Source organism: Herbiconiux ginsengi (assembly GCF_900107435.1).
Taxonomy (GTDB): Bacteria; Actinomycetota; Actinomycetes; order Actinomycetales; family Microbacteriaceae; genus Herbiconiux; species Herbiconiux ginsengi.
Map to the genome: position 1 here is coordinate 701223 of NZ_FNPZ01000003.1, position 15437 is coordinate 716659.

The 15437-nt window shown below is 69.9% G+C and carries 13 protein-coding genes; 5 read left to right on the plus strand and 8 right to left on the minus strand.

The genetic code is table 11. From position 1 onward, the window contains the following. Positions 1–4 precede the first annotated feature (4 nt). Positions 5–940, plus strand: coding sequence for a LysR family transcriptional regulator ArgP (locus BLW00_RS16110; protein ID WP_092555929.1), 936 nt, complete (start codon positions 5–7; stop codon positions 938–940). 43 nt (positions 941–983) lie between these two features. Here BLW00_RS16110 and BLW00_RS16115 read toward each other — a convergent pair whose 3' ends face one another. From BLW00_RS16115 to BLW00_RS16145, 7 genes are all read right to left on the minus strand, one after another. After that, positions 984–3860 carry a molybdopterin-dependent oxidoreductase gene (locus BLW00_RS16115; RefSeq protein ID WP_092555931.1) on the minus strand — a complete coding sequence of 959 codons (2877 nt, stop codon included), beginning with the start codon at positions 3858–3860 and terminating at the stop codon, positions 984–986. Next, positions 3857–4702 (minus strand): FAD binding domain-containing protein, encoded by an 846-nt coding sequence (locus BLW00_RS16120; RefSeq protein ID WP_092556206.1) that lies wholly within the window; start codon positions 4700–4702, stop codon positions 3857–3859. The genes BLW00_RS16115 and BLW00_RS16120 overlap by 4 nt, the downstream gene beginning before the upstream one ends. 159 nt (positions 4703–4861) lie before the next feature. Then, positions 4862–5365 carry a molybdenum cofactor biosynthesis protein MoaE gene (locus tag BLW00_RS16125; protein ID WP_092556210.1) on the minus strand — a complete coding sequence of 168 codons (504 nt, stop codon included), beginning with the start codon at positions 5363–5365 and terminating at the stop codon, positions 4862–4864. Continuing rightward, entirely contained in the window at positions 5349–5885 is a 537-nt protein-coding gene (locus tag BLW00_RS16130; protein ID WP_092556208.1) for a MogA/MoaB family molybdenum cofactor biosynthesis protein, read from the minus strand. Before BLW00_RS16130 ends, BLW00_RS16125 begins: the two co-directional genes overlap by 17 nt. Next, on the minus strand, positions 5882–6361 hold the full coding sequence (moaC, locus tag BLW00_RS16135; RefSeq protein ID WP_092555933.1) for a cyclic pyranopterin monophosphate synthase MoaC: 480 nt from the start codon (positions 6359–6361) through the stop codon (positions 5882–5884). The genes BLW00_RS16130 and moaC overlap by 4 nt, the downstream gene beginning before the upstream one ends. Continuing rightward, complete coding sequence (locus tag BLW00_RS16140; RefSeq protein WP_245741628.1) at positions 6354–7616, minus strand: molybdopterin molybdotransferase MoeA; 1263 nt, start codon at positions 7614–7616, stop codon at positions 6354–6356. The genes moaC and BLW00_RS16140 overlap by 8 nt, the downstream gene beginning before the upstream one ends. Before the next feature lie 73 nt (positions 7617–7689). Then, positions 7690–8202, minus strand: coding sequence for a hypothetical protein (locus BLW00_RS16145; protein WP_092555937.1), 513 nt, complete (start codon positions 8200–8202; stop codon positions 7690–7692). 212 nt (positions 8203–8414) lie between these two features. Here BLW00_RS16145 and moaA point away from each other — a divergent pair, with 212 nt between their 5' ends. Next, the gene (gene moaA, locus BLW00_RS16150) at positions 8415–9524 is read left to right on the plus strand and encodes a GTP 3',8-cyclase MoaA (protein WP_407650975.1); all 1110 of its coding nucleotides are present in this window, start codon (positions 8415–8417) and stop codon (positions 9522–9524) included. Beyond that, positions 9525–9779 carry a MoaD/ThiS family protein gene (locus tag BLW00_RS16155; protein ID WP_322788343.1) on the plus strand — a complete coding sequence of 85 codons (255 nt, stop codon included), beginning with the start codon at positions 9525–9527 and terminating at the stop codon, positions 9777–9779. Between the two features lie 33 nt (positions 9780–9812). On the opposite strand, the gene moeB is transcribed toward BLW00_RS16155, so the two are convergent. Continuing rightward, on the minus strand, positions 9813–11054 hold the full coding sequence (gene moeB / locus BLW00_RS16160; RefSeq protein ID WP_092555941.1) for a molybdopterin-synthase adenylyltransferase MoeB: 1242 nt from the start codon (positions 11052–11054) through the stop codon (positions 9813–9815). A 112-nt stretch (positions 11055–11166) separates the two neighbouring features. Here moeB and BLW00_RS16165 point away from each other — a divergent pair, with 112 nt between their 5' ends. Both BLW00_RS16165 and BLW00_RS16170 read left to right on the plus strand, forming a co-directional pair. Beyond that, a complete protein-coding gene (locus tag BLW00_RS16165) occupies positions 11167–11523 on the plus strand; it encodes a VOC family protein (protein ID WP_092556214.1) in 357 nt (118 codons plus the stop codon). 91 nt (positions 11524–11614) lie between these two features. Further along, positions 11615–15382, plus strand: a complete 3768-nt coding sequence (locus BLW00_RS16170) for a chromosome segregation SMC family protein (RefSeq protein WP_092555943.1) — start codon at positions 11615–11617, stop codon at positions 15380–15382. The last annotated feature ends 55 nt before the right edge of the window (positions 15383–15437 follow it).

The window sequence follows — 15437 nt, forward strand, 5'->3', positions numbered from 1 at the left end:
AATCATGCAGCTGGATCTCGCCCAACTCGCCGCTCTGAGCTCCGCCGTCACCGAGGGCACATTCGAGGCGGCCGCGCGCGCGTTGAACGTCACGCCGTCGGCCGTGAGCCAACGGATCAAGGCACTGGAGAGCACGGTGGGCCGCGTGCTGCTGCAGAGGAGCAAACCGGTGCGCGCGACCGAGTCCGGCGAAGCGATCCTGCTCCTGGCCCGGCAGATCGAGACGCTGGCCGGCGACGCGATGCGCGGGCTCGGCGACCCCGACGATCCGCTCGCCGACGGCGCCGTCGGTGGGCGGGCGGATCTCGGCGTCCGGACGGCGCCCATGCGGATGCCGATCGCCGTCAACGCCGACTCCCTCGCTACGTGGATTCTGCCGGCCCTCGCGGGGCTCGCGTCCACCATGGCGTTCGACCTCCACCGCGAAGACCAGGCGCACACCACGACCTTGCTTCGTGAAGGCACCGTGATGGCGGCGATCACCGCTGTGGCGGAACCGGTGCAGGGCTGTTCGTCGACCCTTCTGGGCACGATGCGCTACCGCCCGATGGCCAGTCCGGCGTTCGCGGCGACGTGGTTCCCCGACGGCGTGACAGCCGAGGCGCTGGCCCGGGCACCTGTGGTCGTCTTCGACCGGCGTGACGACCTGCAGGACGCGTACCTCCGTTCGCGCGGGTCGGGCGGGCCGGCCGCGCTCGACCCGCCGCGCCACTTCGTTCCTGCCTCGGGCGACTTCGTGGCGGCCGTGCGGCTCGGCTTCGGCTGGGGAATGGTTCCCGACCTGCAGAGCGACACCCCGACCGGGCCGGAATTCGTCGATCTCGACCCGCGGGGTGCCATCGACGTGCCGCTCTACTGGCAGCAGTGGCAACTGCACACGCGCTCCCTGGAACGCCTCGCCGCTGTGATCGCGGATGCCGCTCGGAGAACCCTCCGTTGAGGCGGCACCGGTCTGGATCGACGGGCCTGCGATCGATCCACGGTCAGCTGTTGAGCATCCTCCAGACCCGGTCGCGCGAGATCGGAAGCTCATGCGGCCGAACGCCGGTGGCGCGCCGGACGGCGTTCGCCAGGGCCGCGGCGACGGGATTGTAGGGCGCCTCGCTCATCGATTTCGCTCCGAACGGCCCGACCTCGTCGTCCGTCTCGGCGAAGTACACCTCGGTCACCGGAACGTCGACCATCTGCGGAACGTGGTAGCTGCGGAACACCTGCGTCTTCACCAGACCCTGGTCGAGGATCATCTCTTCGTAGAGCGCCGACCCGATCGCCTGCGCGACACCGCCCTCCACCTGCCCGCGCAGCTGGGCGGGATTCATGACGAAGCCGGGATCGGCGGTCTGCACCGATTGCAGGATCCGCACTTCGCCGGTCGCGGAATTCACCGCAACCCGCATGCCGTGCACGTTGAAGGCGAGCGAACGCCGCGAGCCGTCTTCTGACCCGTCAGCGCTGAGGGAACCGCCCGCCGCGGCGGCGATCTCGGCCAGCGTGATGAGGCGATCGCCGATCCGCACCCCATCCGGGCCCAGTTCACCGGCACCCGAACCGACGTCCGACCCGACTCCGTTGCCGGCGATCTCCGCGGCGACGCGCAGCACATCAGCCTTCAGTGCCAGTGCGGCAGCGTGCAGGGCTTTTCCGGCCACCACGATTCCCGCCGAGCCGAAGGCCCCGGTGTCGTATTTCGCGGCATCCGTGTCGGACTGCTGGATGCGCACCCGGTCGACGGAGGTGCCGAGCGCGCTCGACGCGATCTGCGTGTGCACCGTCGTGGTGCCGTTGCCGAACTCCGAGGTGCCGACTCCGATGAGGTATCGGCCGTCGGCCTCGAGGGTGACGGTCGCCTGGGAGAAGTGGCCGCGGGGCGGGAGGGTGGCGATCATCGTGGCTGCCATCCCTTCGCCGACCGACCACTCGGATCCGGCGGGTGCCGTCACCCCGTTGCCCCGTGCGAGCGCGTTCTGCGTGAGATCGAGGCACTGGTCGAGCCCGTAGCTGCCGAAGATCAGGTCGTCGCCCTCCACATGGGCTGCGACGAGTGGTTCTCCGGGTCGCACCGCGTTGCGGCGACGGAGCTCGAACGGATCGATCCCGAGTTCTACGGCGAGCTCGTCCATCGCCGATTCGATACCGAAGACGACCTGCCCGAGACCGTAGCCGCGGAACGCGCCCGACGGGATGTTGTTCGTGTAGACGACCTCGGCATCCACCTTCTTGTTGGGCGCGGTGTAGAGGCTCACGGTCTCGCCGACGCTGTGGAACATCACGCCCGGCCCGTGGTTCCCGTAGGCTCCGGTGTCGCTCAGCACGTCGACGGCGATCGAGGTGAGCTTGCCGTCGTTCGTGGCTCCGAGTTCGACCGAGACCCGCATGGGGTGCCGGCACGGCGCCATCGTGAACTCGTCGGTTCGCGTGAACTCGAACTGCACCGGCCGACCCGTCTTCAGCACGGCGAGGGTCACGACGTCTTCGGTGAGGATCTCCTGCTTGCCGCCGAAACCACCGCCCACGCGCGCGGTGAAGACCCGCACCCGGTCGGGTTCGAGCCCGAAGATGTGACTGATCTCGTCGCGCACGAGAAACGGAACCTGCGAGCTCGTGCGCAGCACGAGGCGCTCGTCGTCGTCGATCCAGCCGATCGTGCCGTGGGTCTCCAGAGCCGCGTGCGAGACACGGTGGGTCTGCCAGGTGCCGGACACCCGCACGTCTGCGGCTTGCAGTCCCTCGTCGACCGACCCGATCTCCGAGTGGACGGATGCGATGACGTTGCGCTCCGGCTCCGCCACGCGGGACTGGGCCGACGGCTTGTCGGCGTGCAGCAGGGGCGCTCCCGGCCGACGAGCCTCTTCGGGATCGAAGACGGCGGGCAGCACCTCGTACTCGACCTCGATCAGCCGGCAGGCGGCCTCCGCGATGGCGACGGAGTCGGCGACGACGGCCGCGATCCGCTGACCGCGGAAGCGCACGACGGAATCGAAGACCCGGGTGTCGTCGGGGTCGTCGGTGCGGAACTCGTGCCGGGCGGTGGAGTACAGCGTGTCGGGGGAGTCCGCGGCTGTGAGCACGGCGTGCACGCCCGGCAGGGCTTCCGCGGCACTGGTGTCCATCGCGAGCACGCGCGCGTGAGCGTGCGGGCTCTGCAGCAGCTTCAAGTGCGTGAGTCCGGGCACGGCGACGTCGAGGGTGTAGGGCTCGCGGCCGCTGACGATGCGTCGCCCGGCCGGGGCACCCACCGACGTTCCGACCGTCAGCGGAGCGGCGCTTGCCGTCACGGTGCCGGCATCCGTCGACACGTCTGAGGCGACATCGGCCGAACCGGTCCCGCCACTCTCAGCGGGCGCCGAGCGACCCGTCTTCCGCACCTCGCCGCAGGGTGCGCCGCAGCCGGCTTCACTGTCGTGCTCATCACCCCGGAGGGCTGCCGCTTCGCACACTCCCTGTCGGATCGAGGCTTCGATCGCGCGATATCCGGTGCAGCGGCAGAGGTTGCCCTTCATCAAGCGAGGCAGGTCGTCGAGCTGCTCGGGCTTCAGCGTGCTGGCCGTCACGACCATGCCAGCCGTGCAGAATCCGCATTGGAAGCCCGCGTTCTCGACGAAGCTCTGCTGCACGGCGCTCAGATCCGCAGGGTCGCCGAGTCCGGCCACCGTGGTGACGATCGCGTTCTCGGCCCGGTAGGCCGGGAAGACGCAGGAGTGCACCGGTGTTCCGTCGACGATCACTGAGCAGGCTCCGCAGTCGCCCGCGTCGCAGCCCATCTTCACCTCGAAATGACCCTGATCGCGGATGAAGGTGCGCAGGCACTGACCGGGTGCGGGATCGGCGTCGAGCTGCTCGCCGTTCATGATGAACTTCATCGCACGACCTCCGAACCTGTCGCGAGGAAGGCGCCCGGCGCCGACAACTCGGCCAGGATCTCCCGGCCGAGTTGCGCGGACACCGCCCGCCTCCAGTCGGCGGCTCCATGCGGATCGGTGAACCAGGTCTCGATCCGTTCGACGTCGCTCGTGAGTTGCTGCGCATCCGGGAGCGACGGGTAGCTCAGCTGCTCGGGATGCACCGTCGCTCCGGACACCGTGAGGGTGAAGGCGCCGTCGGCGTCGAGCCGCCCGACGATGACGGCTCCCGACCGCCCGAGCGGGGAGAGGGCGATCTTGCGATAGGCCGTGCGGGCCCGCAGCGAGGAGTGTGGCACCTCCAGGGATCGCAGCACGTCGCCCTGTCGCAAGACGTTGGTGCCGTTACCCGTGACGAACGACGCCACCGGAATGCGCTCGTCGGTTCCGTCGGCCCGCCAGATCAGCGCAGTGGCATCCAGCGAGGAGAACAACGAGGTCATCGGCCCCGCCGGCAGCGATGCGCAGATGTTTCCGCCGACCGTCGCCACGTTCCACACCTTGAACGAACCGAGCAGTGCCGTGCAGCACTGGAAGAAGAGCGGATGCGCCGGCCATCCCCGGTCGTCGGGCATCGCGGCGAGTTCGGCGAGCGTGCAGGTGGACGCCACCTCCAGCCCCGTCTCGGTCACCGTGAGCGAGGGCCAGCCGAAAGCCATCAGATCGACGAGGGAGGTGAGATGGTTCTGCGGCTCCGAGAAGAGCCATGACCCACCCGCGAGCGGTGCGGCGGTCGCGCCGAGCGCGGCGAGATCGTCGCGACGACGGGCCGGGACGATGGCTGCGATGGTGTTCAGGTCCACGTGGTGCTCCGTTCGAATCTGCTGATGCACCATTAGTAGACCTCAGCGATGTGTCGGGAGTGTAACGACGGCCGTTCTGGGGGTAGTTCTTCTCGTCGAGCGAATTGTGCAGAAGTGGACCGGACCATCCGTTCGGCCTGGTCAGACGCGGTTTCGGCTTCACCCGAGAGAGGCGACCCACTCCGAGGTGCCGTCGTCGAAGGCTTGCTCCTTCCAGATCGGCACCGTCGCCTTGACCTCGTCGACGAGCGCCGCGCATGCCGCGAAGGCCTCAGCACGGTGAGCGGATGCGACGGCGCAGGCGAGAGCGACGTCTCCGATGCCGAGGTCGCCGACGCGGTGGGCGACGGCCAGTCTGACTGCGGGATGGGCGCGGGCCACCTCGAGGGCGACGGTGCGGATGACCTCGGCGGCGCTCGGATGCGCGCTGTAACTCAAGGCGACCACCCCGCGCCCCTCGTCGTGGTCGCGCACCACTCCGGCGAACGTCACGACCGCTCCCGATCCGGCGTCCTCGACGGCCGCCGCGCACTCCTCGACGGAGACGCCCGACTCCGACACCCGGGCGAAGACGACCCGCTCCGACTCCGGCGTCGGGCCGGCCGGACCGCTCGTCGCCCCCGAGTCCGGGGCGACCCCGTCGATGTCAGTCGTGTCTGGCATGGTCGCCTCCATGAATCTGGTCCACGAGATGATCGAGCACCCCGTCGAGCACCGAGAGTCCGTCGCGCACGCCGCCCGACGAGCCCGGGAGGTTGACGATCAGGGTTCGTCCGGCCACCCCGCTCAGCCCGCGCGAGAGCACGGCGAGGGGCGTCGTGACGGCGCCGACCCGCCGGATCTCCTCTGCGAGACCCGGCACCTCGAAGTCGAGCACGGCGCGGGTCTGTTCTGGCGTGCGATCAGTAGGCGAGGCCCCGGTGCCGCCGGTTGTGACGACGAGTGCCAGCGCGCCCTCGACGGCCTCGCGCAAGGCCGCACCGACGGGCTCGCCGTCGGGCACCACGACGACGGACGGCTCCCACCCGCGCGCGGCGAGCCAGTCCCGGATGACGGGGCCGGTGGTGTCGTCGTAGACGCCGGCTGCGGCGCGGTTCGAGGCCACGACGATCAGAGCCCGGCGGAGCGATGGAGCGGATCCGGGGTTCTCGGCGCGGTGGGCGCGCTCGCCGTGCCCCGTCATCGCCGAGTCCACTCGCCGCTCGCGCCGCCCGACTTCGAGAGCACCTCGATATCGGTGATCGTCGCACCCCGGTCGACGGCCTTGATCATGTCGTACACCGTCAGCGCGGCCACGGACGCGGCCGTGAGCGCTTCCATCTCCACACCCGTGACACCGGTCGTGGTGACCGAGGTCTCGATCCGGATGCTCGATTCGTCGGTGCTGAACTCCACGGTGATGCCGGAGAGAGGCAGCGGATGGCAGAGCGGGATGAGATTCGGGGTCTGCTTCGCCGCCAGGATTCCGGCCACCCGCGCCACCGCGAGAGGCTCTCCCTTCGGGAGGTCGCCGGCGATGAGGAGTCCGATCACCTCGGGCCGCGTGCGCACCACGGCTTGGGCCGTCGCGACGCGCTTGGTCACCGCTTTGCCCGACACATCGACCATGTGCGCCGATCCGTCGGCCGTGATGTGGGTCAGTTCGGTGCCGTCAGCCATCGATCCTCCAGTAGTCGAGCTCGTCTCCGGCCGCGACGGCCGACACCCCCACGGGAACGTGCACCAGCACCGTGGACTCGGCGTACGAGTGCAGCAGATGACTCGAGGGGCCGCCCACCAGTTCCAGGGTGCCGTCGTCGTGCACGATTCCGCGCCGCAGCTGGTGGGTTGCGGGAGGGGAGTCGAAGGCATGCGCGGCCCGTCCGCGCCGCAGCTCGCGCTGCGGGTCGGAGTCGCCGAGCGCCGAGAGGATGGCGGGCCGCAGGAAGGCCTCGAAGGAGACGAGCGCGCTCACCGGGTTGCCCGGGAGGCAGACCACCGGAACCGGTTCCGGCACGGTCGCGAGCCCGAATCCCTGTGGTCCGCCCGGCTGCATGGCCACTTTCTCGAAGCGCACCCCCCGCGATTCGAAGGCGTCGCGCACGACCTCGCGGGCACCGGCGCTGACGCCGCCGACCGTCACCACCAGGTCGATGCCGGCCGCTTCGCGCACGACGATCTCGAGAAGGTCGGCCGCGTCGTCGGAACGGCACGGGATCGCGGTCACCGCGCATCCGATGCTCTGCAGCGCCGCGGTGAGAGCCACGGTGTTCGCGTCGTAGATCTGCCCCGGTTGCAATCGCGAACCGGGGTCGCGGATCTCGTGGCCCGTCGACACGAGCAGAACCCTCGGTCGCCGGCGTACCGGCACCGTCGTCGCACCGGTTCCCGCGACGACCCCCAGCTGCGGCGGTCCCAGGCGGCTTCCGGCGCGCAGCAGGATCTGGCCGCTCGCGACGTCGGAGCCGGCGGTGCGCACGAAGGTGCCGGTCGCCACGGGCTCGGCGAACCGCACCGCGGCCTCGCTCGAGGGCGCTGGGAAGACCGGGGGATCGGCGCGCTCGATCGGGATCACCGCATCCGCACCTTCGGGCAGGGCGGCACCGGTCATGATCGGCGTCGCGGTGCCGGGGAGATGACGGGTGAACGAGTCGCCCGCGGCGACGCGGGCAGCGACCGGAAGACTGACCGGCGAGGTGGGCGACGCGATCGCGACGTCGGCGGAGCGCACTGCGAAACCGTCCATCTGCGAGTTGTCGAACGACGGGAGACTCGACGGAGCGACGAGATCGGAGGCCAGCACGCGGTTGGTGAATCGCTCCGGATGGGCCGTCAGTTCCTCGCCGGACACCCTCAGCACCTCGGCCTCGAGTGCGCTCGAGATCCCCGCCACGAGTGCCGACACGGCGCGGCGATGGTCCTCGATCGTGCGCATCATCCCAGTCTGCACCATCCCCGTCGGCGCCACCGGTCGAGCGGTCGGGCGACGCATGCGGAAGGGGCGGAGCTCAGCGCTCCCGGAGCGCCCGCAGCGGCACCGTTCCCGCGCACGGGACGGCGATCAGGTCGCCGACCGCCAGATCCTCGGGCACCGGTACGACGAGCGTCGGCTCGTCGCGGGAGCAGCACTCCGCGAGCACCCGACGGCTCGTCGACACGCGGCCGACCAACCGCGCTTCGCTCGGCACCGGATGCGCGTGGCCGAGATCGCCGTCGACGGTCAGACGGAGAACGGGTGTCGCGGTCGACGTCGGGTCCACCGGCATCCGGTCGATCCGAAGGACGCACACGACCACCACGCAGGCCTGCCCCGTGGGTGAGGGGCGTCCGTGTGTGCCCGGCACGACCGCGGCCGCCGTATGCACGCAGGGTGTGCCGCAGACGTCGACGAGACGAAGCAGGGAGATACCGGCGACGAGCACATCGGTGGTGGTCGCGACGGTGTGTTCGGGCCAGCGGTCGGTCGAGAGGGGGTCGGGGATGCTGCGGCGCAACGACGGGAGGAGGGTGGTGAGGGTCATCGGCGGTGTCCTGAGACGACGTGCCCGGAATCGGAATGGCTGTGCATGTCTCAGCTCTACGCCCGTCGAGCCCGGGGTGGAGCCGTTGCTGACGAGATCCTGGCGCGCCGGACGGACTTCTCTACGTCGTGCTGACGGGGAACGCTCTGCGGTCGCCGGCCCGCTTTCGCCGGCTCGCCGCGTAGGCTTTGCGTATGAGCGTCGTTCTGGGGATGCCGCAACCGCGTCCGGCGGCCGGGTCGAGTCGCGCGTCCGCGCCGCGAGGGGTGCGCCCGGCGGTCGCTCTGCCTGCGGAGCGGCCGGCCGCATCCGGTCTGGTCGACCGCTTCGGCCGCGAGGCCACCGACTTGCGCATCTCGCTCACCGACCGCTGCAACCTGCGCTGCACCTACTGCATGCCGGCCGAGGGCCTTCCGTTCCTCGCGCCACCCGCGCTAATGTCGCTCGAGGAGATCACTCGGTTCGCGCGCATCGCGGTGACCGACTTCGGCGTCCGTCAGGTGCGTTTCACGGGTGGCGAGCCGCTGCTGCGCAAAGACCTCGTGGAGATCATCCGGTCGGTCGCTGCGCTCGAACCCCGACCGGAGATCTCGCTCACGACCAATGCGATCGGACTCACCAGCCGGGCGACGGCGCTCGCCGATGCCGGTCTCGACCGGATCAACGTGTCGCTCGACTCGATCCACCCCGAGACCTTCGCGAAGATCACGCGTCGCCCGTTCCTCGACCGGGTGCTCTCGGGCATCGATGCCGTGCGTGCCGCCGGGCTGAAATCGACGAAGATCAATGCGGTGCTGATGCCCGGGATCAACGACCACCAGGCGGTGGAGCTGCTCGAATGGGCGTTGGCGGGCGGACACCAGTTGCGCTTCATCGAGCAGATGCCCCTCGACGCCGACCACACCTGGGAGCGCGAGTCGATGATCACGGCGGCCCAGATCCGTGAGCGTCTGGCCGTTCGCTACCTCCTGACCCCCGACGACGCGCCGCGCGACGGTGCGCCCGCCGAGTTGTTCCAGGTCAGGGAGCAGGCCGACGGGCCGGATGGCTCCGTGCTCGGTCTGGTCGGGATCATCGCATCCGTCAGCGAGCCGTTCTGCGCGGATTGCCGTCGCACCCGGCTCACGGCCGAGGGCGCGGTGCGCAGCTGCCTCTTCTCGCACACCGAGACCGATCTTCTCGGGCCTCTGCGCGCGGGCGCCGACGACGCCGAGCTCGCCGACCTGTGGCGTGGTGCGATGTGGGCGAAGCCGTCCGGTCACCGCATGAACGAGGCCGGATTCGCGCAGCCCGACCGCCCGATGAGCGCGATCGGCGGCTGAGTGAGCATCCGAATCCGCTACTTCGCCGCGGCGAAGGCCGCCCTCGGCGTGGGCGAGGAACAGCGCGAGGCCGCCGGAGACACGATCGACGCCCTGATGCGGGAGCTGGCCGCCGGTGCTCCGGATGCGGATGCCGCGACGGCCGTACTCGACCGGTGTTCCTTCATCCTGAACCGGCACGCGACGACGGATCGCGCCACCGTGCTTCACGACGGCGACGAGCTCGACGTTCTCCCGCCCTTCGCGGGCGGCTGACCGAAGAGTTCGGCCCGGCACGGCGGCGCGGGACTAGTACCTGGGCTTCGTGGGCTCCACGTCGGTGACCCAGGCGTCGATGCCGCCGCGCACGAAGACCACGTCGTCCCATCCGTTCGCCCGCAAGGCTGCGGCGGCGCGCTGGGAGCGGGCGTCGTGGTGGCAGTGCACGATCACCTTCTCCTGCGGGGGAAGGATCTCCCGTGCGGCGTCGCTGAGGATCTGCCCGAGCGGCACCAGTTCGGCGCCGTCGATCGAGACGAGGGCGTGTTCGTGCGGCTCCCGCACGTCGACGAGCACGAAGTCGGCGTCGCCTCGTTCGCGGGCGTCGAGCAGGTCCTTCAGCTCCGCCGGGGAGACGGAGTCGAGCGCGGCGGATGAGGCGGGTGAAGCGGATGCGTCGGTCACGGACTGCCTTTCGAAGAGTTTGGTCGCGGGGCCGGTCACGCCCGCTCCCTGATTGGTAACGCTGTAGGGCTCGCCGATATTCGCGGCCTTTGCCCGTGGTGTCGCGTGCCCGAACGGCACTTCGCGCCAGGATGCGTCGAGCGCGTCGTGAACGAGCAGGCGGCCGAGCAGAGGCTCGCCGTAGCCGCCGAGCAGTTTGAGCGTCTCGGTGGCCATGACGGCGCCGAGGGCGGCGCAGACCGGCCCGAGCACGCCGGCGACGGAACACGACTCGGCGGGGTCGGTGTCGGGCTGTTCGGGGTAGAGGTCGTCGAGAGTGCGGTCGAGGCCGTCGGGGGCGGTGGCCCAGAATACGGTGACTTGGCCGTCGAAGCGGAGCACGGACGCCCAGACGAGCGGCTTGCCGACGAGCGCGCAAGCGGCGTCCACGACGTACTGCACCTCGAAGTTGTCGGTGCCGTCGACGACGACGTCGTACTCGGAGACGAGTTCGAGCACGTTCGAGGTCGTGACCTCCTCGTCGTGCTCGATGACGTCGACGAGCGGATTGAGGGCGCGCACGGCGGCGGCGGCGGAGGCGGTCTTGCGTTCGCCGACCCGGGCATCCGTGTGGATGGTCTGCCGCTGCAGGTTCGACACCTCGACGACGTCGGAATCGGCGATCCCGATCGTGCCGACGCCGGCGGCTGCGAGGTACTGCAGCACAGGGGAGCCGAGGCCACCCGCGCCCAGCACGAGCACGCGCGAATCCTTCAGGCGCCGCTGGCCCTCGATGCCGAGGTGGGGCAGCGCGATCTGCCGGGCGTAGCGCAGGAGCTCCTCGCGGGTCAGGTCGGGGCCGGGGGAGACCAGTGCTTTCAGGGCCATCCGGGTTTCCTTTCGCGTCCTCTCCAGCGTACGGCTGTGGAGAACCCTCGTGACGCCGCTCGTTGTCCACACCCCTTCCGGAGCGAGGCGGATGCCGCCTACCGTGGTCGGCATGACACTCACCTGGACACAGATCGTGATCGATGCTGAGAATCCGCGCAGCCTGGCGCACTGGTGGAGCGAGGTGCTCGGCTGGCCCGTCACCTACGAGGCCGACGACGAGTCGGAGGTGGAGATCGCGCCGCACGCCGAGGCACAGCCCTCGATCTTGTTCGTTCCGGTGCCCGAGAAGAAGTCGGTGAAGAACCGGCTGCACCTCGACTTCCGGCCCGATGACCAGTCGGCCGAGGTCGAGAGGCTCCTGGCGGCCGGCGCGACCAGGGCCGACGTGGGTCAAGGAGACGACGTGAGCTGGGTGGTGCTCGCCGATCCCGAGGGCAACGAGTTCTGCGTGTTGCGTGCACGATGAGACCACGAAGCCCGTCATTGCACGGGAACGGGCGTGGGATTCGATACCGTAGTGCACACCGGAGGCGCGAAAGCGGGATGAGAGGCGGCGCGTGTACCTGAAGAGCTTGACCCTCAAGGGATTCAAGTCCTTCGCCAACCCCACCACCTTCGCATTCGAGACGGGCGTGACCTGCGTGGTCGGCCCGAACGGTTCGGGCAAGAGCAACGTCGTCGATGCCCTGGCCTGGGTGATGGGCGAGCAGGGCGCCAAGACCCTGCGCGGCGGCAAGATGGAAGACGTCATCTTCGCCGGCACGAGCACCAAGGGTCCCCTCGGCCGCGCCGAGGTCACGCTCACGATCGACAACGCCGACGGGGCGCTGCCGATCGAATACTCCGAGGTGACGATCAGCCGAACCCTGTTCCGCAACGGTGGGAGCGAGTACGCCATCAATGGCGACAGCTGCCGGCTGCTCGATGTGCAGGAACTCCTCTCCGACTCCGGCCTCGGCCGCGAGATGCACGTCATCGTCGGCCAAGGGCAGTTGGATGCGGTGCTGCACGCGACTCCCGAGGGCCGGCGCGGCTTCATCGAAGAGGCGGCGGGCATCCTGAAGCATCGACGTCGTAAGGAGAAGACGCAACGCAAGCTCGAGGCGATGCAGGCGAACCTCACGCGGTTGAGCGACCTGGCCGGTGAGATCCGCCGGCAGCTGAAGCCGCTGGGCCGGCAGGCGGAGATCGCGAAAGAGGCGCAGTCGATCGCCGCGATCGTGCGCGATGCGCGGGCTCGGCTGCTGGCCGACGAGATCGTGGGGCTGCGAACGGCTCTGGATGCGCACTCCCGCAGCGAGAGCGAACGCCATACGGAGCGGATCGTGCTGCAGGAGCGCCTGGAGCAGAACCAGTTGCGCGTGAACCGGCTCGAACAGGCACAGGTCGGCGACGCCGTCGACCTGGCTCGCCGCACGAGTTTCGGGCTCGAGTCCGTGCAGGAGCGGTTGCGCAACCTCTACAACCTCGCCACTCAACGGCTCGCCCTGCTCGGCAGCGAGGAGAGCGTTCCCGATGCGGGCCCGAGCGTCACGCCCACCATGGTCAGCGACTCGAAGGCCGAGGTGGTGCGTCTGCAGGGCGAGGTCGCCGTCGCTCAGGCGGCGTGGGAGGCCTCGCAACAGGCCACCATCCGAGCGCGCGGTTCGCTCGACGCCCTCGACGAGCAGATCGCCTATCAGAGCGCCCTGGTGTCCAAGCACGACCTCGAGCTCTCGAAGCTGACGGGGCAGCTCGAGTCGGCGAACACCCGGCTGGCCACCGTGCGCGGCGAGGTGCTGCGACAGCAGAACGCCCTCGATGCCGCCACGGCGCGCCGGGAGACGGCACAGGCCGATTTCGCGCGTGCGGAGGCCGAGGCGGCCGTGGGCGAGGTCGATGAGACCGACCTCGACGAGGCGTACGAGTTCGCCCAGTCACAGGTGTTCGAGGCCGAGGCCGAGATCGAGCGCCTGCGTGAGGAGCTGCACGCCCACGAACGCGAGCGCGATGCGCTGGCGGCCCGCACCAGCGCCCTCACGATGGCGCTCGACCAGAAAGACGGATCGGCCGAACTCGTCGCCGCCCGCCTCGAGGGCGTGCGCGGGCTGGTGGCCGAACACGTCAAGGTCACCCCCGGTTTCGAAGCGGCCATCGCAGCGGCGCTCGGCACCCTCGCCGACGCGGTGCTCGCCGACTCGGTCGACTCCGCCGTGGCAGCCGCCAACGCCGCCGCGGAGGGCGACATGGGGCGGGTCGAGCTGATCATCGCCGACGCGGTTCCGGATGCCGGCGCCGCACGCGGCGGTGCGGCGCCCGACGGCGCCATGGCGTTCGCCGACATCGACGGCATCGTCCCCGCGACCTCGGTCGTCAGTGCCCCAGGCGGTGTTCTCGGCGTGCTGCAGTCGATGGTCGTCGCCGACGACCTCGACACCGCTCGCCGCGCGTGGGGGGCGCTCGAGCCCTCCGCCGGAGCGGGGCTCACCGTCGTCACCCGAAGCGGCGAGGTGCTCACCCGCTTCCTCCTGCGCGGCGGCTCGGGTGCGACTCGGTCGCGTATCGAGCTGGTGGCCGAGCGCGATTCCGCCGCGATCTCGCTCGACGAGGAGAACTCGACGATCGAACGGGCGCGGTTCGCCCTGGCCGAACAGCGCGGGATCGCCCAGGTGGCCAAGGAACAGTCGCAGGCGGCCCTGTCGGCGCTGCGCGAATACGACGCCAAGCTCGCTGCGCGCACGGAGAAACTCGGTCGGCTCAAGGCGCAGGTCGAGGCCGGCACCGGTGAACTCGAACGCCTGCAGAAGGCCTTGCAGCTGGCTCAGGATGCGGTCGGGCAGGCCGAACAAGCCGCCGACAAGGCCAGAGGCGACCTCGAAGCCGTGCGCGAGCGGCCGCGGCCGATCCTCGACGTCAGTTCGCGAGACGGGCTCCTGTCCGAGCTCGAAGCGGCTCGCGACCGCGAGGTCGAGGCACGCCTGGGCGTCGAGACCGCGCGTGAGCGCGTGCGCGCCGAGCAAGCCCGCACCGCCGCGCTCGAGAAGCAGCTCGACGCCGATCGGGCGGCCGCCGAGGCCGCGGCCCGGCGTGCCGTGATCCGGCGGCGGCAGATCGAAGCGGCGACCGACGTGGTCGAGTCGCTGCCTCCCGTGCTGGACTCGGTCGACCGTTCGGTCAGCGAGGCGACGGTGCGGCTCGCCCAGCGCGAAGCGGAACGAGCCGAACAGAACGAGGAGCTGCTCGCGCTCCGCCGCGACGAGGCCGGGTTGCGCGAGCGCCTGCAGGCGATCACCGAGAACGTTCACGGCCTCGAGTTGCAGATCTACGAGAAGAAGCTGCACCTGTCGAGTCTGCTCGAGCGCGCCGGCTCCGAGCTGGGGCTCGTCGAAGACGTCTTGGTCGCCGAATACGGGCCCGATCAGCGGATTCCCGACGACGGCGAGGTGGTGTTCATCGACACCAGCGCCGCGGCCGTCGTCGCGGCGACCGCCGAGATCGAGGGCGCCGGAGCCGACGCGGGTGATCGCGACAGGGGCAGCGACGACGCGGGCGACAACGACGCGGGCGAAGACGACGATTTCGGAACAGCGGTCGACGACGACCTGGAGGAGAGCGCCGCGTCCGGCGCGGGCACATCCATCGGCGGCGACGAACCACGCCGCGCGCCGGCAGGCCGGCCGTTCGTGCGGTCGGAGCAGCAGCAGCGTCTCGCGAAGGCCGAGCGCAAGCTCGCCGAACTCGGTCGCGTCAACCCGCTCGCCCTCGAGGAGTTCGACGCCCTAGAGCAGCGGCACAAGTTCCTCACCGAGCAGCTCACCGACCTCACGAACACCCGCAAAGACCTCCTGACGATCATCGAAGAGATCGACGACCGGATGCAGACCATTTTCGAGAGCGCCTTCGCCGACACCAAGGAAGCATTCACGCAGGTGTTCCCGATTCTGTTCCCGGGGGGAACGGGCTCGATCCACCTCACCGATCCGGGCAACATGCTCACCACGGGAATCGAGGTCTCGGTGAAGCCCGCCGGCAAGAAGATCGAGCGCCTGTCGCTGCTCTCGGGCGGGGAGCGCTCGCTCGCCGCCGTCGCCCTGCTGATCGCGATCTTCAAGGCCCGGCCCAGCCCGTTCTACATCATGGACGAGGTGGAGGCGGCCCTCGACGACGCGAACCTCGGCCGCCTGCTCACGATTTTCGAAGACCTTCGGCAGACATCCCAACTCATCGTCATCACGCACCAGAAGCGCACGATGGAGATCGCGGATGCCCTGTACGGCGTCTCGATGCGCCAAGACGGCGTCTCGGCCGTGGTCGGCCAGCGAGTCAAGGCCGAAGAGCCCGCCTAGTGTGGCGTCGCCGCCAGGCCTGAAGAAATTGCCCCCAAACGTCCGAAATCCCGGC